This is a genomic window from [Clostridium] citroniae WAL-17108 (genome assembly GCF_000233455.1).
Classification (GTDB): Bacteria; Bacillota; Clostridia; order Lachnospirales; family Lachnospiraceae; genus Enterocloster; species Enterocloster citroniae.
Genome location: NZ_JH376420.1, coordinates 1099615 through 1124400, shown reverse-complemented (window position 1 = coordinate 1124400; position 24786 = coordinate 1099615). Strand labels below are relative to the sequence as shown.

Annotated in this window: 25 protein-coding genes; 18 read left to right on the top strand and 7 right to left on the bottom strand. The window is 46.8% G+C overall.

Going from position 1 to position 24786, the window contains the following annotated elements:
- Position 1: 1 nt before the first annotated feature.
- On the bottom strand, positions 2-823 hold the full coding sequence (locus HMPREF9469_RS05055) for a GNAT family N-acetyltransferase (RefSeq protein ID WP_048930869.1): 822 nt from the start codon (positions 821-823) through the stop codon (positions 2-4).
- A gap of 186 nt (positions 824-1009) precedes the next feature.
- On the opposite strand from HMPREF9469_RS05055, the gene HMPREF9469_RS05050 reads away from it, so the two are divergent.
- The 4 genes from HMPREF9469_RS05050 to HMPREF9469_RS05035 all read left to right on the top strand — a co-directional run bounded on the left by HMPREF9469_RS05050 (position 1010) and on the right by HMPREF9469_RS05035 (position 5403).
- On the top strand, positions 1010-1372 hold the full coding sequence (locus HMPREF9469_RS05050; protein ID WP_007859844.1) for a CidA/LrgA family protein: 363 nt from the start codon (positions 1010-1012) through the stop codon (positions 1370-1372).
- Position 1373: 1 nt separating this feature from the next.
- The gene (locus HMPREF9469_RS05045) at positions 1374-2078 is read left to right on the top strand and encodes an LrgB family protein (protein WP_007859840.1); all 705 of its coding nucleotides are present in this window, start codon (positions 1374-1376) and stop codon (positions 2076-2078) included.
- 67 nt (positions 2079-2145) lie between these two features.
- Positions 2146-3936: an oligoendopeptidase F gene (gene pepF, locus HMPREF9469_RS05040; protein ID WP_007859838.1), complete on the top strand. Its 1791-nt coding sequence runs from the start codon at positions 2146-2148 to the stop codon at positions 3934-3936.
- Between the two features lie 75 nt (positions 3937-4011).
- Positions 4012-5403, top strand: a complete 1392-nt coding sequence (locus HMPREF9469_RS05035) for an MATE family efflux transporter (protein WP_007859836.1) — start codon at positions 4012-4014, stop codon at positions 5401-5403.
- Position 5404: 1 nt separating this feature from the next.
- Here HMPREF9469_RS05035 and HMPREF9469_RS05030 read toward each other — a convergent pair whose 3' ends face one another.
- Complete coding sequence (locus tag HMPREF9469_RS05030; protein WP_007859834.1) at positions 5405-6889, bottom strand: phospholipase D family protein; 1485 nt, start codon at positions 6887-6889, stop codon at positions 5405-5407.
- 125 nt (positions 6890-7014) lie between these two features.
- Here HMPREF9469_RS05030 and HMPREF9469_RS05025 point away from each other — a divergent pair, with 125 nt between their 5' ends.
- Positions 7015-8655: an amidohydrolase gene (locus tag HMPREF9469_RS05025; protein ID WP_007859831.1), complete on the top strand. Its 1641-nt coding sequence runs from the start codon at positions 7015-7017 to the stop codon at positions 8653-8655.
- A 101-nt stretch (positions 8656-8756) separates the two neighbouring features.
- Here the strand turns inward: HMPREF9469_RS05025 and HMPREF9469_RS05020 are convergent, their stop codons facing one another.
- Both HMPREF9469_RS05020 and HMPREF9469_RS05015 read right to left on the bottom strand, forming a co-directional pair.
- The gene (locus HMPREF9469_RS05020) at positions 8757-9200 is read right to left on the bottom strand and encodes an Hsp20/alpha crystallin family protein (protein ID WP_007859828.1); all 444 of its coding nucleotides are present in this window, start codon (positions 9198-9200) and stop codon (positions 8757-8759) included.
- Between the two features lie 106 nt (positions 9201-9306).
- Positions 9307-10125 carry a nucleoside phosphorylase gene (locus HMPREF9469_RS05015; protein ID WP_007859826.1) on the bottom strand — a complete coding sequence of 273 codons (819 nt, stop codon included), beginning with the start codon at positions 10123-10125 and terminating at the stop codon, positions 9307-9309.
- Positions 10126-10403: 278 nt separating this feature from the next.
- Here HMPREF9469_RS05015 and HMPREF9469_RS31925 point away from each other — a divergent pair, with 278 nt between their 5' ends.
- Positions 10404-10544, top strand: a complete 141-nt coding sequence (locus tag HMPREF9469_RS31925; RefSeq protein WP_156200181.1) for a hypothetical protein — start codon at positions 10404-10406, stop codon at positions 10542-10544.
- A gap of 96 nt (positions 10545-10640) precedes the next feature.
- On the opposite strand, the gene HMPREF9469_RS05005 is transcribed toward HMPREF9469_RS31925, so the two are convergent.
- Entirely contained in the window at positions 10641-11555 is a 915-nt protein-coding gene (locus HMPREF9469_RS05005; RefSeq protein WP_007859824.1) for a class I SAM-dependent methyltransferase, read from the bottom strand.
- Between the two features lie 278 nt (positions 11556-11833).
- On the opposite strand from HMPREF9469_RS05005, the gene pyrF reads away from it, so the two are divergent.
- The 4 genes from pyrF (at position 11834) to HMPREF9469_RS04985 (ending at position 15183) form a co-directional block, all read left to right on the top strand.
- Positions 11834-12751 carry an orotidine-5'-phosphate decarboxylase gene (pyrF, locus tag HMPREF9469_RS05000; RefSeq protein WP_007859822.1) on the top strand — a complete coding sequence of 306 codons (918 nt, stop codon included), beginning with the start codon at positions 11834-11836 and terminating at the stop codon, positions 12749-12751.
- 77 nt (positions 12752-12828) lie between these two features.
- Positions 12829-13644, top strand: a complete 816-nt coding sequence (locus HMPREF9469_RS04995) for a dihydroorotate dehydrogenase electron transfer subunit (RefSeq protein WP_007859820.1) — start codon at positions 12829-12831, stop codon at positions 13642-13644.
- Positions 13645-13659: 15 nt separating this feature from the next.
- Positions 13660-14562, top strand: a complete 903-nt coding sequence (locus HMPREF9469_RS04990; RefSeq protein ID WP_007859818.1) for a dihydroorotate dehydrogenase — start codon at positions 13660-13662, stop codon at positions 14560-14562.
- A gap of 375 nt (positions 14563-14937) precedes the next feature.
- Positions 14938-15183, top strand: a complete 246-nt coding sequence (locus HMPREF9469_RS04985; protein ID WP_007859809.1) for a hypothetical protein — start codon at positions 14938-14940, stop codon at positions 15181-15183.
- Positions 15184-15217: 34 nt separating this feature from the next.
- Here HMPREF9469_RS04985 and HMPREF9469_RS04980 read toward each other — a convergent pair whose 3' ends face one another.
- Positions 15218-15388, bottom strand: coding sequence for a ribbon-helix-helix protein, CopG family (locus tag HMPREF9469_RS04980; RefSeq protein ID WP_007859807.1), 171 nt, complete (start codon positions 15386-15388; stop codon positions 15218-15220).
- Between the two features lie 112 nt (positions 15389-15500).
- Between HMPREF9469_RS04980 and HMPREF9469_RS04975 the strand changes: the two genes are divergently transcribed.
- Entirely contained in the window at positions 15501-15791 is a 291-nt protein-coding gene (locus tag HMPREF9469_RS04975; protein WP_007859805.1) for a hypothetical protein, read from the top strand.
- 695 nt (positions 15792-16486) lie between these two features.
- Here the strand turns inward: HMPREF9469_RS04975 and HMPREF9469_RS04970 are convergent.
- Positions 16487-17092, bottom strand: a complete 606-nt coding sequence (locus HMPREF9469_RS04970) for a TetR/AcrR family transcriptional regulator (RefSeq protein ID WP_007859802.1) — start codon at positions 17090-17092, stop codon at positions 16487-16489.
- A gap of 183 nt (positions 17093-17275) precedes the next feature.
- Between HMPREF9469_RS04970 and HMPREF9469_RS04965 the strand changes: the two genes are divergently transcribed.
- The 7 genes from HMPREF9469_RS04965 to HMPREF9469_RS04935 all read left to right on the top strand — a co-directional run bounded on the left by HMPREF9469_RS04965 (position 17276) and on the right by HMPREF9469_RS04935 (position 24431).
- Positions 17276-17941: a CoA transferase subunit A gene (locus HMPREF9469_RS04965; protein WP_007859801.1), complete on the top strand. Its 666-nt coding sequence runs from the start codon at positions 17276-17278 to the stop codon at positions 17939-17941.
- Entirely contained in the window at positions 17931-18602 is a 672-nt protein-coding gene (locus HMPREF9469_RS04960) for a 3-oxoacid CoA-transferase subunit B (protein ID WP_007859800.1), read from the top strand. Before HMPREF9469_RS04965 ends, HMPREF9469_RS04960 begins: the two co-directional genes overlap by 11 nt.
- Before the next feature lie 82 nt (positions 18603-18684).
- Entirely contained in the window at positions 18685-19053 is a 369-nt protein-coding gene (locus tag HMPREF9469_RS04955) for a putative quinol monooxygenase (protein WP_007859799.1), read from the top strand.
- Positions 19054-19166: 113 nt separating this feature from the next.
- Positions 19167-20387 (top strand): thiolase family protein, encoded by a 1221-nt coding sequence (locus tag HMPREF9469_RS04950; protein WP_007859794.1) that lies wholly within the window; start codon positions 19167-19169, stop codon positions 20385-20387.
- A 1-nt stretch (position 20388) separates the two neighbouring features.
- A complete protein-coding gene (locus tag HMPREF9469_RS04945) occupies positions 20389-21525 on the top strand; it encodes a thiolase family protein (RefSeq protein ID WP_007859783.1) in 1137 nt (378 codons plus the stop codon).
- Between the two features lie 16 nt (positions 21526-21541).
- Positions 21542-22954, top strand: coding sequence for a sodium:solute symporter family protein (locus HMPREF9469_RS04940; protein ID WP_007859782.1), 1413 nt, complete (start codon positions 21542-21544; stop codon positions 22952-22954).
- A gap of 4 nt (positions 22955-22958) precedes the next feature.
- The gene (locus HMPREF9469_RS04935; RefSeq protein WP_007859780.1) at positions 22959-24431 is read left to right on the top strand and encodes a sodium:solute symporter family protein; all 1473 of its coding nucleotides are present in this window, start codon (positions 22959-22961) and stop codon (positions 24429-24431) included.
- The last annotated feature ends 355 nt before the right edge of the window (positions 24432-24786 follow it).

Sequence of the window (24786 nt, the reverse complement as noted above, 5' to 3'; positions counted from 1 at the left end):
TCTAATACAAATAATAGGACAGGGTTTCCGTTATGCGGAACCCTGTTTTTCTGTAAAGCCTGAGAGCCGGTTCATTGGTGCCGGATACCTGCAGCCGCAGTTGTCTGCAGCCGTCCTTCTTTAACATGCCCATGATCCCCTGGACAAACATGGAACCCACGCCCTGACCGCGCAGATGGGGAGCGATCTCCAGGCTGTAGAGATAGGCGCTGTCCCCATGGATGGAGAGGCGGCAGGTGCCTGCCGGCGGCGCTGCAGACCCATCTTTTGCAATACGCAGGGTCATGCCCCATTCCGGTCCCTCATCCTCCACGGTCATGGCAAGATCCAGGTCAAAGCCTGATGCTGAATCCAGGTCAAGGCCTGATGCTGAATCCAGTTTGCATTCCATCATATATTCATCATACCAGAACTCTGCTTCCAGATGTTTAAGGATCTCCTGTGCATCCCCGCAGCGGTTGTCCGTGACAAAGCACAGGTCCGGATCGCCTGCCTCCTGTCCCGCCGTGAGTACAGCCTCTAACAGTGCGGAAAAATATCCCCTACCGCGGGAGTCGGGCCTGGTAAAGGCATAACATTCCCAGCAGGAAGCGTCTGTTTTAAATACTGCAAAAAATGCTCTGATGGAGCTGGTTTCCGGATCACCTTCATACAAAAGCCAGAAATCATCCCCGTCATTTGGGCAGGAAAGGGAAATGCCATCCTGCTTCCGGCATAGGTTGGTGATATCATGTATTTCTTTTATCTGTTCACGGGATAATGATAAGGCGTTTACAATGTTCATAACAGGATTCCCTCCGGGCAGGTGTGTTTTTTTATCCATTTCATTTTCCTATTGTAGGACAGCAGGCAATATAATGCAATGGCGAAAGATTGTATTTCTTGTGTATTTATACATCTTCGGGTTGAATCTGCAAAAACAGGGTGGTAGAATAATAGCCGTGTTTGAAAAAACAAGCCAGTTATTACTCACCACCTGAAGATGTGTGAGTCTCAATCGGAGGAAAAGATGAAATACGTAAAACAGATAGGGATTATTCTGGGCATCACCATGGTGGGAGAGATCTTATACCAGGTGCTGCCCCTGCCTGTTCCGGCAGGCGTATACGGACTGTTTATCATGCTTGCAGCCCTTATGAGCAAAGCTGTGAAACTGGAAAGCGTGGAAGGGACCGGTAATTTCCTTATGGATACCATGACCATGATGTTCATACCCGCCACTGTGGGGATCGTGGAATGTATCGGGGAGGTAAAGGCGGTTCTGGTACCCTTTCTGCTGATCATAGCAGTGTCCACCATACTGGTGATGATCGTCACCGGGCGCATGGCCCAGTGGGTCATGCAGTCCAAGGAAGCAAAGGAGGAAAAGTAAGATGAGGGACAGTATCCGCGTGGTTTTAGAGCAGTCCCAATATTTTGGACTGGCGCTGAGCATTGGTGCATACCTGTTTGCCTGCTGGCTGAGGAATAAGACAGGTCTTGCCATCCTGAATCCTCTCCTGGTATCGGCCGCATTGATCATTGGCTGCATATTTGGAGTAGGAATGGATTATGAAACATATAATAAAGGTGCGTCATATCTGGGATGGCTTCTGACACCGGCCACCGTCTGTCTGGCAATCCCTCTGTATAAGCAGCTGCATTTGCTGAAAAAACACGGGGATGCGGTTGCCCTGGGCATTACTGCGGGTGTGGCCACAAGCGCGGTGAGCATTTTCCTCATGTGCAAGGTGCTGGGCCTGGCCCATACGCATTATGTGACCCTTCTTCCAAAGTCCATTACCACGGCCATTGGCATGGGGGTCAGCGAGGAGGCGGGGGGCATCGTCACCCTGACCGTTATGAGCATAGTACTTACCGGCGTCCTGGGAAATATGGCGGGGGAGGCGATTCTCAGGCTGGCCAGGGTACACCATCCCGTGGCCAAAGGACTGGCCCTTGGAACCAGCGCCCATGCGGTGGGAACTGCAAAGGCATTGGAACTGGGGGAGATAGAGGGAGCGATGAGCAGCCTTTCCATTGCAGTGGCAGGGCTTATGACCGTGATCGTAGTGCCGTTGATGGCAAACCTGATTTGACAAAAATGAGAATGGCGCCAGGCTTTTAAAGGATGGCCGGTGCCGGATATGAAAGGAGCTGGTTCATATGAAGAAGCGCGGTGAGGTAGATGTTAAGGATACGTGGAAATTGGAGGACATGGTGCCCGGTGACAGCCAATGGGAAAAGCTGTTTGAGGAGGCGTCCCTGGAAGTAAAGCAGTATGCGGATTTTCGGGGAAAACTGGCAGAGTCCCCGGACAGCCTGTACCAGTGCCTGAAATTTGATGATGAGATGTCCAGGAAAATAGAACTTCTTTATGTATATGCCAGGATGCGCTCAGACCAGGACACGGCGCAGCAAGGGTATCAGGATATGTTTGCCAGGGCCCAGTCCCTCTCTTACAAGGCTTCGGAATATTCCTCTTTTATTGTTCCTGAGATCCTTTCCATACCGGAAGAAACACTGGACGATTTTATGAAGGCGGATAACGGCATCAGCCACTTTAAGCGTGCGCTGGAGATGATCCTTGATAAACGCTGGCACACCCTGTCCGGTGAGATGGAGGAGCTTCTGGCCCAGTCCTATGACGCCACCCAGGGAGCCAGCCAGATATTTACCATGTTCAACAATGCGGATGTAAAGTTTCCTGTGATCACAGGAGAAAACGGCGAAGGGATCCAGATCACCCACGGCAACTATATTTCCCTGATGGAGAACAAGGACCGGAGGATCAGAAAGGACGCCTTTGAAGGGCTTTACAGCGTGTATGCACAGTATAGCAACACCCTGGCGGCCGCATTTTCTTCCAATGTAAAGCAGGCTGTATTTTACGCAAAGGCAAAAAAATATGAGTCCAGCAGACAATATTACCTGGCGGAGAACGAAGTGCCGGAGCTGGTCTATGACAATCTGGTGCAGGCCGTGAGAAAAAACCTTCCAAAGCTTCACCGTTACACGGCCTTGAGAAAGACGCGTTTGGGAGTGGATGAACTTCACATGTATGACCTTTACGTGCCCATGGTGTCGGAAGTGGACCGCCATTATACCTATGAGGAGGCAAAGGCCATTGTGAAGGAAGGTCTGGCGCCTCTGGGGGAGGAGTATCTGTCCGTGCTTCAGGAGGGCTTTGACAACCGCTGGATCGATGTCTATGAAAACGAGGGAAAAAGAAGCGGTGCCTATTCCTGGGGAACCTACGGCAGCCATCCCTATGTGCTTTTGAATTTCCACGGCACCTTAAATGATGTGTTTACCCTGGCCCATGAGATGGGGCATTCCATCCACAGCTGGTATTCCGATAAGAACCAGCCCTTCACCTATGCGGGGTATAAGATATTTGTGGCAGAAGTGGCGTCCACCTGCAATGAAGCGCTTCTGATCCGCCATCTGCTGGGAAAGACGGAGGACAAAAAGGAAAAGGCATATCTTCTGAACCATTTTCTGGAAAGCTTCCGGGGAACCTTGTTCCGTCAGACCATGTTTGCGGAGTTTGAGAACATGGCCCACAAAAAGGGAGCTGCAGGGGAAAGCCTGACCGCCCAGAACCTGTGCAGGGAATACCATCAGCTGAATGCGGATTATTTTGGCGGGGAAATGACGGTGGACCCCCAGATCGACTATGAGTGGGAGAGGATCCCTCATTTCTACACACCGTTTTACGTGTACCAGTACGCAACCGGTTTTTCCGCGGCAGTGGCCATCAGCAGCAGGATCATGAAAGGTGAGTCCGGTGCGCTGGAGGGTTATAAGAAGTTTTTAAGCGGCGGCTGTTCCATGACGCCCATCGACCTTTTGAAACTCTGCGGCGTGGATATGTCCACCACCAAACCGGTGGACGAGGCATTAAATTTCTTTGGGGAGCTGCTGGAGGAATTTGAGGAAATGGACCATAACTGATCGTAACTATAGGAACGATGATATCACAAGGGAATGATGATATCTGGGGATAATGATGATATTTGAGGGAAAACAATGAGTGGGGATACGGTGAGAGAAAATGCCGCAGGACGGCGGATAAAGAAACAGATTGACCTGACAGAGGGGAGCCCTGGAAAAAGCCTGCTTGTTTTTGCCCTGCCTCTGATCCTGGGAAACCTGTTCCAGCAGTTTTATAATATGGCTGATTCCATGATCGTGGGGAATTTTGTGGGCGAGGATGCATTGGCGGCAGTGGGGGCGTCCTATGCCCTGACCAATGTGTTTATCATGATCGCCATTGGAGGAGGAAACGGGGCTTCCGTGCTTACATCCCAATATCTGGGGGCTAAGCAGCATGGAAGGATGAAGACATCCATTTCCACGTCCCTGATCACCTTCCTGGCTGTAAGCCTGGTGCTGGGGGGCGTGGGATTTGCCATGAACGGGCGGATCCTTGAGGGCCTGAACACGCCGGAAAATATTATGGGCCAGGCCAGGCTGTATCTGGGAATCTATTTCCTGGGGCTGCCCTTCCTGTTCATGTATAATGTGCTGGCTGCCATATTCAATGCCATGGGGGATTCCAGGACGCCTTTGTACCTGCTCATATTCTCGTCCCTGCTGAATGTGGTTCTGGATATCATATCAGTTACCTGGCTGGGAATGGGGGTGGACGGCGTGGCCATTGCAACCGTAATGGCCCAGGGTGTATCCGCCCTTATCTCTTTTGCCCTTTTGTTGAAAAAATTAAGAGGGTATGCCCAGGGACCGGAAGATGAATTCCGCCTTTATGACACCAGGATGCTGGGATCAGGCACCAAGATCGCGGTTCCGTCCATCCTTCAGCAGTCCATTGTGTCCATCGGGATGCTGCTGGTGCAGTCCGTGGTCAATGGCTTTGGCTCCGCTGCCCTGGCCGGATACTCTGCGGGCAGCCGCATTGAGTCTATCTGCGTGGTGCCAATGATCGCCACAGGAAATGCAGTTGCAACCTTTACGGCCCAGAATATCGGCGCAGGTAAGCTGGAACGGGTGAAAAAGGGGTACAGGGCCAGTTACGGGATCATAATAGGCTTTTCAGTACTCATAGCAGTGGTGGTCTCCCTGACCAACGGCCCGATTATCGCCTCCTTCCTGGGAGGCAGCATGAGCCCTGACGCATACGCGGCAGGCACCGGGTATCTGTCCTTTATCGCATACTTCTTTGTGCTCATCGGGTTAAAAGCGTGTACGGACGGCCTTTTAAGAGGGTCCGGGGATGTGCTTGTGTTTACCATAGCAAACCTGGTGAACCTGGCGATCCGCGTGTTCGGCGCCTTCCATTTCGCACCGGTATGGGGTGTTGCTGCTGTCTGGTATGCGGTTCCCATGGGCTGGATGGCCAACTATGTGATCTCCTTTGCGCGGTATCTCACAGGGAAATGGAAGGATAAGAGGGTGATCTGATTCAGATCAGAAACCGGAAGGGCTGCATTACAAACCCTACCACCTTCCACGCGGCGCGTTTGTAGAGAGGAACGGATGCCACATTTACGTGGGCGGGGATTTTATAGGTGCCGTCTGACTGCAGGGTGCGGCAGTCCTGCTGATAGGAATCCATGTGCTCCTTCAGCTGGGCGGTGAGCGGCGGACTCTGGATGACCAGCATCAGCTCAGTGTCCATATAGGTGCTGCGCAGGTCAAAGTTATAGGAGCCAATGGCGCACAGTTCATCATCGATCACAAGGGATTTGCCGTGATAGGAGAGTCCGCCGTCATACTCCAGGATTTCCATGCCTGTGTTGATAAATTTCTTTTTGTGCAGGGGATAGTCGCTGGAGGCAAAAAAGTTATCTCCGTTTTCCACGGAATTGACCATCATGGTGACCGGGACCTGCTTTGTCACTTCTGACATGGTTTCATACATGGTATTGTTGAATACGGCATAGGGCGTGTGGATCACCACACGCTCTTTTGCTTGTTTCATCAGCTGGGTCAAGGTGTAGAATACCACCGGTTCTTTGGCATAGATGGTGGTGGGATTGGACACCAGGGTTATCTTTCCCGCGGGCACGGTGTGGGTCTGATAATAGGTGAGGGGATCCGGCCCTTCCAGGATCGCCAGGTCATCCTCATTATCCGGGGCAAACAGCTCCGGATGGGCGGATGCCAACGAGTCATACCGCTCCCTGAGCACGGCAGCGGCATTTTTAACAGATGTTTTCTCACCCAGGGTTTCACTGTCGTGGAACAGGGAGGATACCTCCAGGTTCCAGACCTGGTTAAAATATTCCTCTACCTGGTACAGGGAGCTTTTTGCACTGTCTTCTGTGCCGTGGGCCGTGTTGTACACCAGGACTTCCCTGTCGTGGCTGCGGGAGTTGGTGGGATAGGAACCGATAAAATAGTCAAAGGTATTCCTTCCCCCCAGTATATAGCCGTAATCGTCCGCGATCACATATTTGTCATGCATCCGGCCCTGGGTTGTCCAGGGCTGAAGCAGATTTATCTTGTTGTAGATCTTGATCTCTATATTGGGATGGCTGGACAGTGCATAGAAGTAATTGTTCCTCTCCATGCGCACCAGACCGGAAAAACCATCCACCAGTATCTGGACCTTTACCCCCTCATCCGCTTTGTGAAGCATTAGGGACATGATATCCCTGGGGCTTTCTCCGTCCCTGAAATCAAAGGTGGACAGAATGATCCGTTCCTTTGCCATCCCCATCAGGCGCATCCGTTCGTCCCAGGCGCTCTGGTTCGTCTCCAGGATCATGGCCCGGTCACAGCCCGGACCATCCTGATAAAAATCAGCGGCCGAAGTATTTTCTTTTGTTATTTGGGAAACAGGTTTATAATGATAAAAGGGCGCAGTGGCCCCCAGGACAAGATAGAGGAAAATGATCAGGAGGGCCGTCAAAGGTCTGTGTCTTTTTATCCATTTAAGAATCATAAGAAACTCCTTTTGTGTGCATACTCTAATGTGCGGCGGAAAGCCGGATTGATACGGGATCATACTATAGGGTACTATACTAATAATAGAATGGAAAGTCAAATAATTTGAAGGGAGAGCGCATCATGGGACAGATATTGTATTACAATGGAACGATCCTTACCATGGAGGACCAAAAGCCATGCGTGGAGGCCGTGCTTACGGAGAATGGGAGGATTACAGATGCCGGAACTTATAAAGACCTGCTGGAGCGGGCCGGTTCCCAGGTCCGTAAGGGGGATCTTCAGGGAAATGTAATGGTGCCGGGTTTCATCGATCCCCACAGCCATTTTACCGCGTGTGCCAGCAATACCATGGAGGTAAACCTGGACGGAGCGGAAAATTTTGATACCATTATTTCACGCATACAGGATTTTATCAGGCAGAGGAAGATACCGGAGGGCCAGTGGGTACAGGCGTCCGGGTATGACCATAACTGCCTGAAGGAGCACACCCATCCCAGGCGGATGGTGCTGGATCAGGCGGCGCCCCGCAATCCCCTGATCATGAAACACCAGTCAGGCCATATGGGTGTGCTGAATACCATGGCCCTGAACCAGCTTGGGATTACACCCGATACCGTATGTCCCCAGGGAGGCGTGATCGAGATTAAGGACAAAACCATCACCGGCTACATGGAAGAGGCAGCCTTTTTAAAGTACCAGAACCAGGTTCCCATGCCTGATAAGGAGGAGTTTTTGCAGGCGTATTCCAGGGCGCAGGAACTGTACGCCTCCCATGGGATCACCACGGTCCAGGAGGGGCTGCTGTCCCAACGTCTGCTTCCCCTGTACGGGCTGCTGGCCGGTTCCGGGCTTTTGAAACTGGATCTGGTGGCGTATGGGGATATCAGGGACAGCAAGACTGTCACTGAACAATTAAAGGATCACATCAGGATTTATAAAAACCATATCAAGCTGGGCGGATATAAAATGTTCCTGGATGGTTCGCCGCAGGGCAGGACAGCTTGGATGAGGGAACCCTATGAGGCGGATCAAGAGGGCGGACAGCCAAAGGATTACAGAGGATATGGTACGCTGCAGGATGAGGAAGTATACGCCCACATACTGAAAGCTGAAAGGGAGGGAATGCAGCTTCTGGCGCACTGTAACGGGGATATGGCCTGCGAACAGTATCTGAACCAGATGGAAGCTGTTTACGGATATCTGAAAAAAAATGAAGATCCGGACTGTCCCGCCTTTTATCCCGGAGATATACGCCCGGTGATGATACACGCCCAGCTTCTTGGACTGGATCAGCTAAAGCAGGTGAAGCGGCTGAAAGTGATTCCCTCCTTTTTCCTGGCACATGTATACCACTGGGGGGACGTGCACATCAAAAATTTCGGAATGGAGCGGGCCGGCCGCATCAGTCCGGCCGCATCAGCTCTTAAGGAGGGCATTGTATTTACCTTACATCAGGACAGCCCGGTCATACGTCCCGATATGATGGAAACGCTGTGGTGCGCGGTAAACCGCAGGACAAAAGGAGGCGTGGTGCTTGGCGGTACGGAGCGGCTGCCGGTTTGGGAGGCATTAAAGGCCATCACGGTCAATGGGGCGTACCAATACTTTGAGGAAGATGAAAAAGGTTCGATTGTAAGCGGAAAAAAGGCTGATTTTGCAGTGCTGGACAAAAACCCATTGTCAACAGAGCCGGATGGAATCAGGGACATAAAGGTTCTTGCAACCATAAAAGAAGACCAGCTCATCTGGAAAAGACAATAGGAAAAATCCATAACAGCCAAAGGCAGACGGCGTGGGGGCGCTCCGTCTGCCTTTGGCTATGTGGTAAATGTATATTAAAAGAGGGTAAGAAAAGGGAGGGATTACAGTATGTCGATATATTTAGGGGTTTCTTCTACCTTGGGCGCATCCTTTGGCACCTGCAGTTTCAGGATGCCGTTTTCAAAGCCTGCCTTAATGTCTTCCTGTCTGGTCTGCTCGCCTACAAAGAAGGTTCTCTTGCAGGAACTGGTGTAGCGCTCTCTGTGGATCACGGTTCCCTTATCATCCTTGCTCTCGCTGGAGGCGTCATGCTCAGCTGAAATGGTCAGGTATCCGTCCTTTAATTCTGCCTTGATGTCTTCCTTCTTAAATCCCGGAAGTTCAATTTCCATTATATAGTTGCCATCCTTTTCCGTAATATCGGTTCGCATCACGGGAAGCTTCCTGCTGTCGCTGTTTTTCTCAGTGGAGCCGGTAAAGAATGGATCATTAAAAAATTCATCAAATAAATTAAGTCCGTAGTTTCTTCTTGGTATTAACATCATCGTTGTATCCTCCTTGCTGATAGAACTGTTTGTTTTATTTGTTATACATGCATTATAACACAATTGTTAGCACTGTCAAGAGGTGAGTGCTAATTTTATATATTTTTTAGATTTCAGATAAAAGGTCTGGTTTTTTGGTTTCCGCAGATTTCACCGTTTCCCCTAAAACCAATGCAATTTCCAAGGCAATGGCAATATATTTATCACTTAAATGACGCCCGTAATCTGTCAGGTCCCTTGGCTCCCAGCGGTCCGAGTCAAGATGATCGGCTCCGAACAGGAAGGGGATGACCGGAACATTTCTGAATTTAGACACGGCCAGGGAAGCGGAGCATTCCATATCAACCGCAATACAGCCCTGTTTTTTGCGCTCCTCAATTAATCCGGTGGTCTCCCTGTAGATGGCGTCCGTGGTCCAGACCTTTCCGGCCACATAAGGAATCCCATGCTGTTCCAAGCATCTTGTTGTAAGATTGACTGAAGAACTGTCAGCGCTTATCTCTTCACTGCTGGGAATATAGTGATAGCTTGTGCCCTCATCCCTGACCGCTGACAATGGAATGATGATCTTGTTCTGAACAACCGACTGGTTCAACACTCCGCAGCACCCAAAAAGAACGATACCTTTTGCGCCTAAGGCTATTATTTCCTCAAGCCCGGCCACGCATGCCGGAGCGCCGACCCTGGAAAGGAATAAACCAAAGGTCATATCAGCATATTTGACGGCGTACACGGGGATGGCTCCGTTTGAAGAATACAAATGTGCAATTATGCGGGCTTCATTGGTTTCAATAAAATGATTGATAATGTTTTCTGAAAAAGTGGAGATACAGATTTGAGGGAACCCGCTTATCTCTTTTGTCAGGTCGCCTGGGTTTATAAAAGCATTGGTATCCTCCTGAAAATTGTTAAAAACAGCTGCCATTGTTTAATCCTCCCTTATTAATATTTTTTTGATCTCTTTTATGATGCCGGACGGTATCTGTTCATTGATTGGCATCAGTTTGCTGAACATGCGCACACCCTGATAAGAGAACACGATCAGATCAAATACTGCAGGAATATCCACATGGTTAAATTCATTTCTCTCAATCCCATATTGAATAAGTTTTTCCCAGCTGTTGGCGGACAGCATGTACTGTTGATACAGAGCGTTTTTCCGACCGTCCGTCCTCTGTCAACCGCTTTATCGGGCTGCATTGGGTGACAAACCTGTTATATCCGGATTTATATGATGTGGATATTGTGGATCTGGCCATTGACTACTATAAAGTTATGTACCATGTGGATGTGGCCAGGGAGGACATGGAGGGGCTCCTGGTGGATTCCGTTCCCCGGAAATAAGACTCTGAATCTGAAAAACTGCTGCAAAAGGGAAAATGCTCATCCCTTCCGTGGCAGTTTTTTGCTGTCTCTAATAGCAGTTCTTAATAGCAGTTCTTAATGGCTGTTCTCCACAGACCGCCGTGTCTGGGTCCGTTTGCCCTTTAAATTCCACAGCAGCCGTCCATATGTAAATTCCGAGCTCTCATAGAGATTGCCGTCCTCGTCCGCGTGTTCCGCCATCCAGCGGTATATTTTCTCAATCCGATCCGTGGTCCTCTCACCGGGCGGCAGGATAATGGAACCGGATATCTCTGCAAACTCCCTGTCCGCTGTCCGGTAATTTTCCTTGGTCTGGGTATAATAGCTGGTGACCGGCAGGTACCCGGTAAGGAAAAGAGTATTGAAACTGGTGTAAAAATGCCGTCCGTTCCAGCTGTTTAGGGTATCCCTGTGAAACACCTCCCTGGCAATGCGCTCGTGGAGTTGGTGGCGGCCGGATACAATGGCGTTCATGCAGCACCAGGACCTGCTCAACTCCATGAATTTTTCAAGGCCCTCAAGGCCGGAAACAGCCGGGGACAGGGAACAGAAGGCAAGATCAAAGGCATGGTAAAGTCCTTCAGCCTCAAGGTCCATGCTGCAGAAATCACGGACCAGGAACCGGGTGTTGTCCCGTCCCTGCTCACGGGTAAACAGTTGGGCATATTCAATGGTGCGGGTGGAAATGTCAATGCCCACCACCCGGCGCGCGGTGGAGGCAAATTCGGATACAAAACGTCCCGGCCCGCATCCGATATCCACCACATCCGTATCCGGTCCAAGGACTCCGTTGACTCTCAGATAATCAGCAGTTTCCATGATCCGGTCCATGGCTTTTCCCTTTTTCAGGTTTTGATTCCAGAAGTTCTGCTTCCAGTTCTTTACACGCCGGTCCCACATGTCCGCTTTAAGATCTGCCCGGCCGTCATGGGCCTCCTCCTGAAGCTTCAGTATATGTGACAGTTCACTGGATCGATTAAATTCGCTCATATTGGTTTCTCCCGCCCCTGCTCTCAGAGGAAAAGGAAATACACCATAGTCGTCCCTGCCCACTGAGGATATTTATAAAAGTAGCATACAACAAAATTTACCAGGAGTAAATAGATCCGGGAGCAAATAGATTCATGGGCAAATCGTTTTCCGGGTACACGGTTCAAAAAAACACGACAAAATATTTTTTAATACTGGAATATCATTCCTTGAAACAAGGTACTTTATATGTTAGAATGGGGAAAGAGTTTTCAGTACTCATACATAAGGAGGACGCTATGATTAGTCAGTTGATTGAAAAGATAAAGAAGACAAACGCCCCGATCTGTGTCGGACTGGATCCGATGCTGTCCTATGTGCCCGGACATGTGGTTAAGAAATCCTTTGATGCATACGGAGAGACCCTGGAGGGGGCTGCGGACGCTATCTGGCAGTTTAATAAGGAAATCATTGACCATACATGTGATCTGATCCCGGCAGTTAAGCCGCAGATCGCCATGTATGAACAGTTTGGCATAGAAGGGCTTATTGCATATAAGAAAACAGTGGAATACTGCCACGAAAAGGGCCTGACCGTTATTGGAGACGCCAAGCGGGGGGATATTGGTTCCACTTCCGCGGCATATGCCACCGGCCATTTGGGCGCGGTCCAGGTGGGAAGCAATGCATACAGAGGATTTGACGTGGATATGCTTACGGTCAATCCATATCTTGGAACAGACGGAGTAAAGCCCTTTGTAGATGTGTGCAACACTGATGATAAGGGACTGTTTGTCCTGGTTAAGACATCCAACCCCAGCAGCGGCGAATTTCAGGACCGCTTGATCGATGGAAGACCCTTATACGAATGGGTGGCCCAGAAGGTGATGGAGTGGGGAGCTGCTTCCATGGACGGTGCATACAGCAATGTGGGAGCCGTGGTGGGCGCCACCTACCCGGAGATGAGCAGGATCCTCCGCAAGCTGATGCCCGCAACCTATTTCCTGGTGCCGGGATACGGTGCACAGGGCGGTACGGCGGATGACCTAAAGCACTGTTTTAATGAGGATGGACTTGGGGCCATTGTGAACTCATCCAGGGGCATCATAGCTGCTTACAAGCAGGATAAGTATAAACAGTTCGGTCCGGAGCATTTTGGCGAAGCCTCCAGACAGGCCGTACTGGATATGGTTGCTGATATCAACAGCGTACTGTAACGGACTGCAGCACCGGCAGATTATTGCCGGTGCTGTAAGAACATAATGTGGCGGCACAATAAAGATGGAGATTTTTTATGGCAAAGATAAAAATGACAGCGGTCATCACAAAACAGGACCGGCTGACTGAGGATATATATGATATGAGGATCAAGGCCCCCCAGATCGCGGGGGAAGCAGTTCCGGGACAGTTTTTGTCCCTGTACTCAAAGGACGGATCAAAGATGCTTCCAAGGCCCATCAGCCTGTGCGGCATTGACCGGGAAAAGGGAGAACTGCGCCTGGTTTACCGCATTGCAGGCGCCGGCACAAAGGAGTTTTCCTGCCTGAAGGAAGGGGATACCATTGATGTGCTGGGACCTCTGGGCAACGGCTTTCCGTTAAAGCCTGAGAAGAGAGCGTTTCTGATCGGAGGAGGCATCGGAATCCCTCCCCTGCTGGAACTGGCCAAAGCCCTTCAGGCGGAACAAGAGTCCGGCCGGGAGAGCGGAGCTGACAGCGGCCGGGGAATGGTCCGGTCAGTGCTGGGATACAGGGACAGCCAGATGTTCCTGAAGGAGGAGTTTGAGGCGTACGGACCGGTCTATGCGGCCACCGAGGACGGAAGTGCGGGAACAAAAGGCAATGTACTGGATGCCATACGTGAACAGGGGTTAAAGGCCGATATCATTTATGCCTGCGGTCCCACCCCCATGCTCCGTGCCCTGAAGGCTTATGCCGCTGAGCAGGGAATGGAGTGCTGGCTGTCACTGGAAGAAAAGATGGCCTGCGGCGTGGGAGCCTGTCTGGCCTGCGTGTGCCAGTCAAAGGATATTGACCGCCATTCACAGGTACACAATAAGCGCATCTGTAAGGACGGACCCGTATTCCTGGCAGATGAGATCGAACTATAACGGAGGTGCCCAGTGATGAATATGAGTGTAAATATTGCCGGCGTGGAATTTAAGAATCCGGTGATGGAAGCATCGGGGACATTTGGCTCCGGTATGGAATACAGTGAATTTGTGGATTTAAACCGCCTGGGAGCAGTGGTCACCAAGGGCGTGGCCAATGTTGCGTGGCCTGGTAACCCAACCCCCAGGATCGCGGAAACATACGGCGGCATGATCAATGCCATCGGCCTTCAGAATCCCGGCATAGAAGTTTTTGCCAAAAGGGATATTCCCTTTTTAAAACAGTATGACACCAGGATCATTGTCAATGTCTGCGGAAGGACCACAGAGGACTATGTAGAGGTGGTGGAGCGTCTGGGTGACGAACCGGTGGACATGTTGGAGATCAACATATCCTGCCCCAATGTAAAGGAAGGGGGCATTGCCTTTGGCCAGGATCCCAAGGCGGTGGAGGCCATTACCAGGGAGGTAAAGGCCCATGCAAAACAGCCCATTATCATGAAGCTGAGCCCCAATGTGACGGATATTACCGTCATGGCCAAGGCGGCGGAGGCCGGGGGTACGGATGCCGTTTCCCTGATCAACACCCTGACCGGCATGAAGATCGATATACACAAAAGGGCGTTTGCCCTGGCCAACAGGACCGGCGGGCTTTCAGGACCGGCCATTAAGCCGGTGGCTGTGCGTATGGTGTACCAGGTGGCCCAGGCAGTGAAGGTGCCCATTATCGGAATGGGCGGGATCCGGAATGGGGATGATGCCCTGGAATTCATTCTGGCAGGAGCCAGCGCGGTGGCCATCGGCACCGCTAATTTCCACAACCCTTATGCTACTGTGGAGACAGTGGAGGGGATCCGGGCCTATATGGAGCGGTATGGGATTGAGGATATCAACCAGCTCATTGGAGCAGTAAGATAAAAACCGAAAGTGAGGATATAATATATGGAGAGCTATAAGCAGGAATTTATTGAATTTATGGTGGAAAGCAATATGACCAAAAAAATCCTATAAAATACAATGGTTTTTTGAATAATATTCACAAAAAAATAGGATAAAAGTATCGTAAATTATCGCCTATTATCGTAGCTTATTATTAAAACTGTGTAGTAAACTGTGTAGTAAAATATTATATTAAATATCCTTCTTAGTAAATAAAAGTCACAATAATCACTGTGGCTTTTATTTTTTATGATCATAAACATAACATAGCCTTTGTATGCATATACTGGTAATATATGGACATGCTAAAAGTATCCATAGAAGACTTATTTACAGAAAAAGGAGAACATAATTATGGCACGCGGAGTAAGAAAATCACCACTTGAAAAGTTGCAGGGAGAACTGGCAGAGGTGCAGAATTCCATTGCACAGTATGAGAATTGCTTGGAAACATTAAAAGAGAAAGAGAAATTAATCCAAAATCAGATAGAATTAGAGGAGTTTAAGGAATTTAAATCCATGCTTAATGAGCAGGGGATGACCATGGACGATATCAAAGAGTTAGTTTCTACACAGAACGAGATTCAGCAGAGCGCCTAATAAGCGCTCTGTTTTACTATTCAATAGACACAGCTTATTTGGAAAATAGATTTGATTTTTCACCCGTTTCCTTTGTAATCCAATCTTTAAGTACGATATTGATATATTGGCTCACGGAACGATCATCATCCTCTGCTAACTCTTTAATCATTTCCAGGATATCCGAATCAAGTGTGATACTTATGCGCGTTTTTAATGGTCTCATATAACATTCTCCTTTTGCGTATAATATATCATTATTGAACATAAGATATTGATTAATACGATTAAATCATATAAAATAGTATAATATACGATAAAGTAAATAGGAGGCTTACATGAATAATGAATTTATGGAAGTGCTTAAAATAATAGCCGATAAAAGAATGGAAGTATCTCTGGATTCTATGTTAAATGAAGATTGCGAATACAAGAAGATGGAGGAAAGGGCTGCTGCTATGGGAGTAGCTTATGATTCTTTAAAGCTATCTCCAGAATTAAAAGAGGTAGTTGATGATCTATTAGCTGAGAGAGATGGTATGAATATTGAGAAGGTGTCATTAGCATATTGGGCAGGTGTGAAGGATGCAATAATTATTCTAAAGGAGCTAGAGATAATTGCCTTTTAAATCGGCACATAGTATGATATTATAGTATCGTACAAATGACACGATATCAGGAGGTTCAAAATGGCCGGTAGAAAACGGGATATGACTAAGTATGAAAACGAGTTAAAGAAGATTGCTGAAAAGATAGAAAAAAAGAGCAAGAGTTGGTTGAGTTACAGAAAAAGCATGATAGTATCATAGAAGAGATGGATAAGGTTCGGGTAGAGGGCTTGGTAAGTCTAATGAATGAAAAGAACATGACATTTGAGGAACTGAAAACCTTAATTGAAAATAGATAGAACCCTACTGTGGGTTCTATTTTTTTGTCACTGATTCCGAGTGCATATAATATCTTCCTTCGGAGATACTTCTAAAACAGAATTTAATAAATTTGGAAAGTTTGGGTTTTATTTTTTTAGTGATTTAAAGAAATCCGATTATAAATTGGAATTATTTCCTGGGATAGAGAATAATGGTGTTTATGAAGTTACCGTAGCAGCTACAAACAATGGAACATCATTTGTTAATGTGTGCTGCGAAAATCCATATGATGGTACTGATAATCAATTATTATGAATCTGTAGAATGTAGTAGATATACTTCAAGAAAGACGAGGAGTGGAATTCTCCTCGTCTTTTTTTGGAACAACACTTATATTTCATTGCATCCGGTAATATTGAAGCGGTTATATCAGATAAAGCTATTTGCAAATTTCATTATACAACTCCAATACATAAAAATGATTTCCATATTTCATTTAAAATTGAAGCCATTTTTTCTACAGATAGATCCATATCTTGCTGGCACCAGGAAGAAAACAGACAAACATATAAGGAACTTAGGGCAGCTTCTCTGTAAAGCATAATGCGGTCATTTTCACTATTGACCTGTGGGTAGCTGTTCCAGATTTTAATCGTTGCTAATCTGGTTTTGGAAATTGCCTTTGCAAAACGTTCAGAAAACCCTGTTTCATTTTTGGGCCCAAGTAGGGACTTAAATTCGGAAAAGTGTACTTCAATATATTGAAAATACTGTGTAAAGTAGATAATTCGATTATTATTAATATTTTCATAGTAGGCCTTTTTGCCTGTTGCACGCAATTGAAGCATAATATCTAGAAATCCAGAAATCAATTCTTTTTCAATTTGTTCTACAACGTCATACTTGGAATTGTAATAGGTGTAGAAGCTACTACGGCTAACCTCAGCCTCCTCGCAAATTTGTAGAGTAGATATCTGAGTCAGATTGTAAGAAGATAACAGACGTAATAATGCTTTGCGAATATTCCTTTGCGTTTTATTTATCTGATTGGGATTGGTCATATGGTCCTTTCTTGTGTCAATAGATACTTTTCGGTAAGTAATAACTGAAAAATGGACACTTTTTTAAAAAAGTGCAAAAAAAGACAGATTGATGCGTTTTGTTCTGGTTAAATTTCAATTTATATTTTACACTATTTTTATAAAAAATCAATAATTTTTAATAAAGAGGGAGGGAGAAGACTAATGTTGGGCAAAATAATTTCGGCTGAACAGGCAGTCAGCGACATTCATGACAGAAATATCATAATGGTAGCCGGATTCGGTAGTTCTGGTTATGCCTGCGATATGCTTCGGGCACTATATGAAACAACATCAGTTGTAGATCTGACGTTTTATTTGAATTCAAGCTTCAGTAAGATGCATACATATCTGGAATTACTGCTCAAAGAGCGGTGCAAACATGCAAAGTGTAGCTTTATGCGAAATAGTCCAGCACTTCAACAATTGTATCAAGATGGAAAGGTGGAGATGCTTTCACAAGGAACATTGGCAGAGAGTATTCATTTGGCAGGTATCGGTATCCCTGCATTTTATTCACCCGTAGGAATCGGAACTTTTTTAGAAGAAGGACGGGAAACGCGTGATTTTGACGGTAAGGAATACATTCTTATGAATACGCTGGCAGGGGATGTGGCTCTGATTCGTGCATCAAAGGTGGATCGTATGGGAAACTGTTTCCTAAAAGGTTCGACAAAAAATTTCGGATTATCTATGGCAATGGCGTGCAAGCGCGTCTATGTAGAAACCCCTGTTCTTGTGGAAACAGGACAGATCGGGCCGGAAGAGATTACCATTCCGGGTATGCTGATAGATGGAGTGGTGGAGGTGAAGAACGCAGATGGTAATTGATGTTCATAATACGATTGCAAAATGCATCGCCGGAATATTACAGGACGGACAGACAGTAAATTTGGGGATTGGAATTCCAACGCTCGTTACAAAATATATAGCTGATAAGCATATTTTTATTCATACAGAAAACGGTATCCTGGGTTTAGGCGATGTTGCTGAACCAGGACATGAGGATTTAGAGATTATTGACCCGGGTTCTCGCTGTGTAACCGTACTCCCAGGAGGCATGTTTATGGAAAGCCCATTATCATTTGGCCTGATTTGGGGGGGACATGTAGATGTTACAGTGTTGGGAGCACTTCAGGTGGATGAGAAGGGAAATTTGGCGAATTGGACGGTCCCTGGAAAAATGATTGCAGGCGTGGGTGGGGCGATGGATCTAGTTACCTGTGTGCCTACTGTGATTGTTGCCATGGAGCACACGAATCGTGGTAAAGCGAAAATTCTGGAAGAGTGCACGTTCCCTTTGACAGGATTTCATTGTGTGAATTACATTATTACCGAAATGTGTATGATCGAGGTAACATCTGATGGGCTGGTTTTGCGAAAATTGGCGTCCAGCAGAACTGTCGAGGAGGTACAGGATGCAACTGCAGCAAAAATTATTATCCCCGAACAAATCGAGATTATGGAAGAGGTAAGAGAAATACTGGTATAAAAACAATTGTCAAATAGGAAACTCCCCAATGTGCATATGCTTTTGGGATAATCAATAAATCAATCAAGTAGGAGGTATATTTATGGTAACTATTGCAGTACGATATCGGTTAAAACCCGGAAAGAGGGAAGAACTTTTAAAGTTTGTTATGGACAACGTGGTCAATACACGTAAGGAAAAAGGAAATATTTCCTATGATCAATATCCGTCAATGGAAAATGAGCAGGACATGTTTGTTTTCGAATGTTGGGAGACGGAGGACGATGTTAATCGTCACAATAGCGCGCCGCATTTCCTTGAGTTTGCTATGAAGAGAAAACCGATGTTGGAGTCATATACATCTACACGCTATGAGAGCAAGGTTATCCGTACGCATCATGGAATGCCTTCATGGCAAGATCAGGATCCCAATGATACAACTTTTGCCGATTTGAATCTTGATAAGAAGTAAATAGCTATCGTTATTTCTATGCGATAGGAGAGTCATAGAGATGAGAAGAGGGAGTTGCCTATGTGGTAGGCATTTAGCCTCATAGGTAGCTCTTTGTACGAGGAGGTTTGTATATGAGCGGGAGACAAGTGGTGATCACTCATGGGGTGAGAACAGCAATTGGAAAAATTGGGAAATCACTTAAGGATGTCTGTGATACGGAGCTGGCAACTATCGTTTTAGATGATTTACTGAATAATCGAGCGAAGTTGGACGGCTGTTTGGTCGATCAGGTTATCATGGGCGAGGTTAAGCAAAAAGCGGCTCCTGCAAATGTGGCTAGGGTGGCAGCATTAAATGCAGGACTTCCAGAGGAGGTTCCCTGCTATACAGTAAACCGTCAGTGCGGCTCCGGCCTGCAGGCGATTATAGATGGTTATGAGATGATTTCAACAAAAGAGGCTGAAGTGATCGTATCGGGCGGAGTAGAGAATATGAGCCAGTCTGTCTATTTTATGAGAGATGTCAGACAAGGGCTGGGAAATGGTTCCTATATAATCGAAGATTCCTTAACAGAGGGCGGCCCGGGTGCGATCCCGAAGGATAAATATGGATACTTCCCAATGGGAATTACAGCGGAAAAACTAGCAGAGGTCTACGGGATTTCCCGTGCTATGCAGGATGAATTTGCGATGAGCAGTCAGATTAAGATGGCGGCTGCCATGAAAGCCGGACGTTTCCAGGATCAGATAGTGCCGGTGCCAACATTGAGTGGCGGTAGTGAGCATCAGTTTGATATCGATGAACATCCTTTTATGTCTTCTATGGAAAAGTTAGCATCTTTGCGTCCATCCTTTAAGAAGGATGGTACGGTGACAGCGGGGAACTCTTCAGGCCGCAATGATGCAGCCGGTGCCGTTTTGCTGATGTCTGAAGACAAAGCGAAGGAACTGGGCTATGCTCCGATGGTACGGATACTAGGTACTGCAAGTAGTGGCTGTGATCCTACAATGATGGGGTTGGGGCCGGTGGAATGCTCTAAGAAGGCCTTGAGGAGGGCAGGAATCTCCTTAAGCGATGTAGATGTGATTGAGTTAAATGAAGCATTTGCGGCACAGTCACTGGCTGTAATTGCAGAGTGGAAAAAACTAGGCATCGAAGAAGCCGCACTGATGGAAAAAATCAATCCAAACGGCGGTGCAATAGCTCATGGGCATCCGCTAGGCTGCACAGGTGTTGCACTGACTGTAAAGTGCATGTATGAGTTGAAACGCCGTCCAGAAGCAAAATACGGTCTCATCACGCTTTGTTGTGCAGGTGGGCTTGGTGTTGCCGTTGTGATAGGGAGGTGTTGAGATGAAAAAAGTGTGGATTGCGGGTTCTTCCCGCACACCGATCGGAGTTTATGATGGTGTACTGAAGAATTGTAAGGAACAGGAGTTGGCGGTATACGCTGTTAAGGATGTGTTGGAGAAGACTGGTATTAATGGTGCATGTATCGATGAGATAATCTTCGGTATCGCGAAACAGACCAGTACGCCATCCAACTGTGCCAGATACATCGGTTTGGCTGCGGATATTCCGGAAGCGGTTCCAGCTTATACTGTTCAGAGGCAGGGGGCCTCTGGAATGCAGGCGATTGTGAACGGTTTTTTAAAGATTTCTGCAGGAAATGCAGATGTTATTCTGGCTGGAGGGGCGGAGAGTATGTCTCAAATTCCTTATGAAATCCAGAATGCACGTTACGCCTTTTCACCGGATAAGATTGTGGTCGACCCAATTCGTGCGCTGGTAGCCGGCGGCCAACCGGTCAATCGGTATGGAAAGCTGACTATCGAGGATATGAATGGGGTGATTGCAGATTCCCATAGAATTACTAATGCTGATCAAATCGCCTATGCGAGGGAAAGCCTTCGCAGGGCACGAGCCGCAGCACTTGACGAGCAGCTAGTGCCCATTATAGTAAAAGAAAAGAAAATAACACATACGATTACCGAAGATGAACTTTATGTACAACCTAGTGAGGTAGCAGGAGCCGCTGATGCGGCAGCAGCTTGTCTGCTCGTAAGCGAACAGGCGGCGAAGGAAAAGAAAATTCCTATGTTAGGTGAGCTTGTTGCCATAGGCATATCTGCGGGTTCTCCAACTGGTGATGGAATGGTAGGAATTCAGGCGGCTAAAAAAGCGTTGGAGTTTGCTGGAAAAGCAGCGTGCGATGTAGATATTATCCAAATGAACGAGCTTACGGCTGCGCAGAGTATAGCTCTGATTAAAGGGTTGGGGATTACAGCAGAGGAAGCCGCGAAGAAAGTGAATCCCTATGGTGGAGCTCTAGCGACAGGAAATGCTTGGGGAGCCAGTGGCTGCGTGGAATTTCATCGATTGTTGTGTGCACTTAGGATGCAACATAGGGAATGGGGATTGGCGCTTTGCGGAGCAGAGGGCGGACAGGCTCTTGCTGTAGTGGTGAGAATGGCTTCGTTAAACTTCTAGGGGAGGGGTATAAACTATGACAGGTATTACAGTTTCAATTATTATGGGTATTCTTATTGTTTTCGGCGGTATGGCCGTTTTGGGGATTGTTTCTGTACGGAAGGTTAAAAATGCGGAGGACTTTGTAGTTGGTGGAAAACGCGCATCTTCCGTCATGGTAGCTGGTGCGATTCTTTGCTCAATCGTAGGCTCCGGTACCACCATTGGAACAGCGCAGACAGCTTTCACTTACGGTCTGGTAGGCTGGTGGCAGTCTTTAGGCCAAACGATTGGTCTTTTTATTCTGGGCTGTTTACTAAGCCAATTTATCTATAAACTGACTAAAGCACAGACTATTTCTCAGGTGCTAAGTCATACGTATGGGAAAAAAATTGTGGCGGTGACAGCATTGTTTAGTTCCTTAGCAATATTCTTTTCCATTTTATCACAGTCTAAAGGCTTCATTCCTTTACTGACTTCGATTTTTGCTATATCTGACTATGCCGCAGCCTTCATTTGCTTTGCACTGGTCTGTCTCTTTGTTGTATTTGGAGGTATTTTTGCAAACAGTATCGGCGGACTTTTAAAGATGGCTATTATCTATATAGGTGTTGTGGCCAGTGCGGTTATCGCGATGGCGGCTGTGGGAGGTTTTTCTGGTATTACGCAGACTTTGGGCAGTGGAGTCTGGAATATGATGGCACGAAGTAATGCGGAAAACGGGCATTTTTATGATATTGGAATCGCTGTAGGGTTTATGCTTGGAGTTTTGGTTACGCAGGCATATATTCAGGGAGTCCTGTCTGCTAAGGATGCGAAGGCAGCGAGAAATGGTTGTATACTGGGTGGGCTGCTGACACTCCCTGTAGGTTTTATGTGTGCGCTGATCGGCATGTACATGAGAATTACTTATCCGGAAATGACGGCCAGCCGTGCGTTACCCATGTTTATGGTTTATAATTTTCCAGGTATCTTTGCAGGTATCTTCATAGGTGGTCTCATGCTTGCATCTCTTACATCTAATGCTGGCTTGTCCTTAAGTGTAGCGACTATGTTACAGAGAGATGTTATCTGCCGAAATAAACAGGATATGGACTCCCAAAAGCAGGTTTTGCTAATGAGAATTATCATTGTGGTGGTAGTAGCTCTGAGCTGTATTTTCTCTGTATCAACAATCGGTACCTACATTCAAACATTCATCTTTTTGTCTTTTGGTATGCGGACAACAGTGTTCCTCATTCCGATGCTTGCAGCTTTCTTTTGGAAGGGAAAACTGACAAGGAGTTCAGGTATCGCCGCGGCCATTGCAGGGCCAGTAATGGATATTATCGCTTACTTCGTAATGGGTAAGAGTGGTACTCATGTATTTTATGGTCTGGGGGCATCCGTAATTATATTTATTATCGTGAACATTATGTCAAAGGATTTGGTCGAAAACAGGGAGTTATAGGTATATGGAGAGGAATATACAATTACTTATCTGTGCTCTCTATTTTGGGTTAACGTTAGTAGTAGGCCTTATTGCCTCATTTAAAATGCAAGGATCGGCAGCCTATCACGGGACGCAGCTCGGCGTTACTGCAATTGCCTGTGCTTCCTGTGGAGAATGGCTGGGTGGAACGGCGACTACTGGCGTGTCAGAGTACGGCTTCTTGTATGGAATATCTGGAGCATGGTATACGATTGCTAATGCTCTAGGGATATTCCTTTTAGGGGTCCTGTTTGCCAGTCTATACCGGAGTATTGGTAGCATAACAGTTCCTGGTATTATGGAGCATTTCTTTGGTGCAGAGGCTAGAACGGTATCCAGTATACTTTTAATTATTGTTATGCTTGCTGTGGGCGTATCACAGATGGTTGCGGCCGGTAAGCTTGGAGAAGGAATTTTAGGTATAGATTTTACACATTCCTGCCTGGTTTTCGCAGTGATTTTCATTGCATATACCATGATGGGAGGTATGAAAGCCATTACTTCAACAAACAGGATGCACTTGATTGTTATGTATCTTGGTGTGATTTTGGGTATGGTGTTCGCAATAGGAAAAGTGGGCGGTTTTTCTCAGCTGTTTTCGATGTTAAAAGTAGTGGACGCTCAAGAGGGCACTAACCATTTTGGTATGTTTTCAATCGGAATGCCTAAGGTATCCTCTTGGATTATCGCATCTATGCTCGGTGCAGGAACGGCGCAAGCCGGTTTACAACCAGTTCTAGTTGCAAAGGATACAGTATCGGCGAAAAAATCCTGTTTGTTAACTGCATGCATTGTAGCTCCATTTGGCTTTTTTACGGCAGTCATGGGTATGGCGGCAAAAGTACTGTCCAGCTCGGGGCAACTTATAGCAATTACTGGAGAAAATGTCACAGAGGCAAAACTAGGGTTTTCAACATTGCTTTTACAACTCCCGGATTTAGCAGGAGGGTTGATTTTAGCTTCGGTGCTGGCAGCACTTTTGAGCACGGCTTCTCCAATAATTCTGGCTTCAGCTACACTATTCACTAAGGACATTTATCAGCGAAAGCTAAAGCCTAATTCAACAGACAAAGAGATTGTTTGCATTAGTAAGATTATGACAGTGGCATCCGGCATTATCTGTTGTATCTGTGCTATCGCATTAGTGGATGCTACAACAGTGCTTGACCTGGTGTATTCAGCTTATTCTCTGCGCGGTGCCATCTTCATAGTGCTATTGTGTGGGATATGTGGATGGAAACTCTCCAGTAAAGTGGCCTGCCAGAGTATGATTGCATCTAGTATTGTCATGCTATTGTGGGTGGGTTATAAAATGATTTACAGTGTCTATCCACTCTCAATTGGTGGATTTGCAATTACAGAAACTTACGCAGGAATGATGACTGCTGTTGTTATTTGTGTCTTAGGAAAGCTGTTGTTAAAGAAGAACGTAACCGATGTAGAGGAGGTAGACTAAGCAATAGAATGGCCTCATTAATTGCTTATAAAAATTAAATAGATACTCCGCATTTTGTTTAGATTTAAGGGATAGAAAAGTGAAAAAGATGAAAAAGTTTGCAGTGTTTTGCAGGCCTTTTCATCTTTTTTTACCCAATAATTTGGTGACATGTCAAAGAATTCCTCGTCTATTTTTTATTAACACTTTATTTGGACTTAAACGGCCTCATTAAAATTTCCACTATATCTTCAATTGTTTTTTGTTCATATTCTAAAATGTTTTGTGGCAATAATTTCATAATTTTCGAGCCTGAGGATATAGTTGATAATCTATTGACATTTTTTAATATAGGCAGAAATTTTGCCAGACAAAA

Coding starts and splice junctions, on each gene's coding strand:
- HMPREF9469_RS04985 (WP_007859809.1), top strand. CDS start 14,938: ATGGCACGCGGAGTAAGAAAATCACCACTTGAAAAGTTGCAGGGAGAA.
- HMPREF9469_RS04965 (WP_007859801.1), top strand. CDS start 17,276: ATGTTGGGCAAAATAATTTCGGCTGAACAGGCAGTCAGCGACATTCAT.
- HMPREF9469_RS04960 (WP_007859800.1), top strand. CDS start 17,931: ATGGTAATTGATGTTCATAATACGATTGCAAAATGCATCGCCGGAATA.
- HMPREF9469_RS04970 (WP_007859802.1), bottom strand. CDS start 17,092: ATGACCAATCCCAATCAGATAAATAAAACGCAAAGGAATATTCGCAAA.
- HMPREF9469_RS05050 (WP_007859844.1), top strand. CDS start 1,010: ATGAAATACGTAAAACAGATAGGGATTATTCTGGGCATCACCATGGTG.
- HMPREF9469_RS05030 (WP_007859834.1), bottom strand. CDS start 6,889: ATGATTCTTAAATGGATAAAAAGACACAGACCTTTGACGGCCCTCCTG.
- HMPREF9469_RS04945 (WP_007859783.1), top strand. CDS start 20,389: ATGAAAAAAGTGTGGATTGCGGGTTCTTCCCGCACACCGATCGGAGTT.
- HMPREF9469_RS05020 (WP_007859828.1), bottom strand. CDS start 9,200: ATGATGTTAATACCAAGAAGAAACTACGGACTTAATTTATTTGATGAA.
- HMPREF9469_RS04995 (WP_007859820.1), top strand. CDS start 12,829: ATGGCAAAGATAAAAATGACAGCGGTCATCACAAAACAGGACCGGCTG.
- HMPREF9469_RS04975 (WP_007859805.1), top strand. CDS start 15,501: ATGAATAATGAATTTATGGAAGTGCTTAAAATAATAGCCGATAAAAGA.
- pepF (WP_007859838.1), top strand. CDS start 2,146: ATGAAGAAGCGCGGTGAGGTAGATGTTAAGGATACGTGGAAATTGGAG.
- HMPREF9469_RS05015 (WP_007859826.1), bottom strand. CDS start 10,125: ATGGCAGCTGTTTTTAACAATTTTCAGGAGGATACCAATGCTTTTATA.
- HMPREF9469_RS05045 (WP_007859840.1), top strand. CDS start 1,374: ATGAGGGACAGTATCCGCGTGGTTTTAGAGCAGTCCCAATATTTTGGA.
- HMPREF9469_RS05035 (WP_007859836.1), top strand. CDS start 4,012: ATGAGTGGGGATACGGTGAGAGAAAATGCCGCAGGACGGCGGATAAAG.
- HMPREF9469_RS05005 (WP_007859824.1), bottom strand. CDS start 11,555: ATGAGCGAATTTAATCGATCCAGTGAACTGTCACATATACTGAAGCTT.
- HMPREF9469_RS05055 (WP_048930869.1), bottom strand. CDS start 823: ATGGATAAAAAAACACACCTGCCCGGAGGGAATCCTGTTATGAACATT.
- pyrF (WP_007859822.1), top strand. CDS start 11,834: ATGATTAGTCAGTTGATTGAAAAGATAAAGAAGACAAACGCCCCGATC.
- HMPREF9469_RS04950 (WP_007859794.1), top strand. CDS start 19,167: ATGAGCGGGAGACAAGTGGTGATCACTCATGGGGTGAGAACAGCAATT.
- HMPREF9469_RS04990 (WP_007859818.1), top strand. CDS start 13,660: ATGAATATGAGTGTAAATATTGCCGGCGTGGAATTTAAGAATCCGGTG.
- HMPREF9469_RS04935 (WP_007859780.1), top strand. CDS start 22,959: ATGGAGAGGAATATACAATTACTTATCTGTGCTCTCTATTTTGGGTTA.
- HMPREF9469_RS04980 (WP_007859807.1), bottom strand. CDS start 15,388: ATGAGACCATTAAAAACGCGCATAAGTATCACACTTGATTCGGATATC.
- HMPREF9469_RS04940 (WP_007859782.1), top strand. CDS start 21,542: ATGACAGGTATTACAGTTTCAATTATTATGGGTATTCTTATTGTTTTC.
- HMPREF9469_RS04955 (WP_007859799.1), top strand. CDS start 18,685: ATGGTAACTATTGCAGTACGATATCGGTTAAAACCCGGAAAGAGGGAA.
- HMPREF9469_RS05025 (WP_007859831.1), top strand. CDS start 7,015: ATGGGACAGATATTGTATTACAATGGAACGATCCTTACCATGGAGGAC.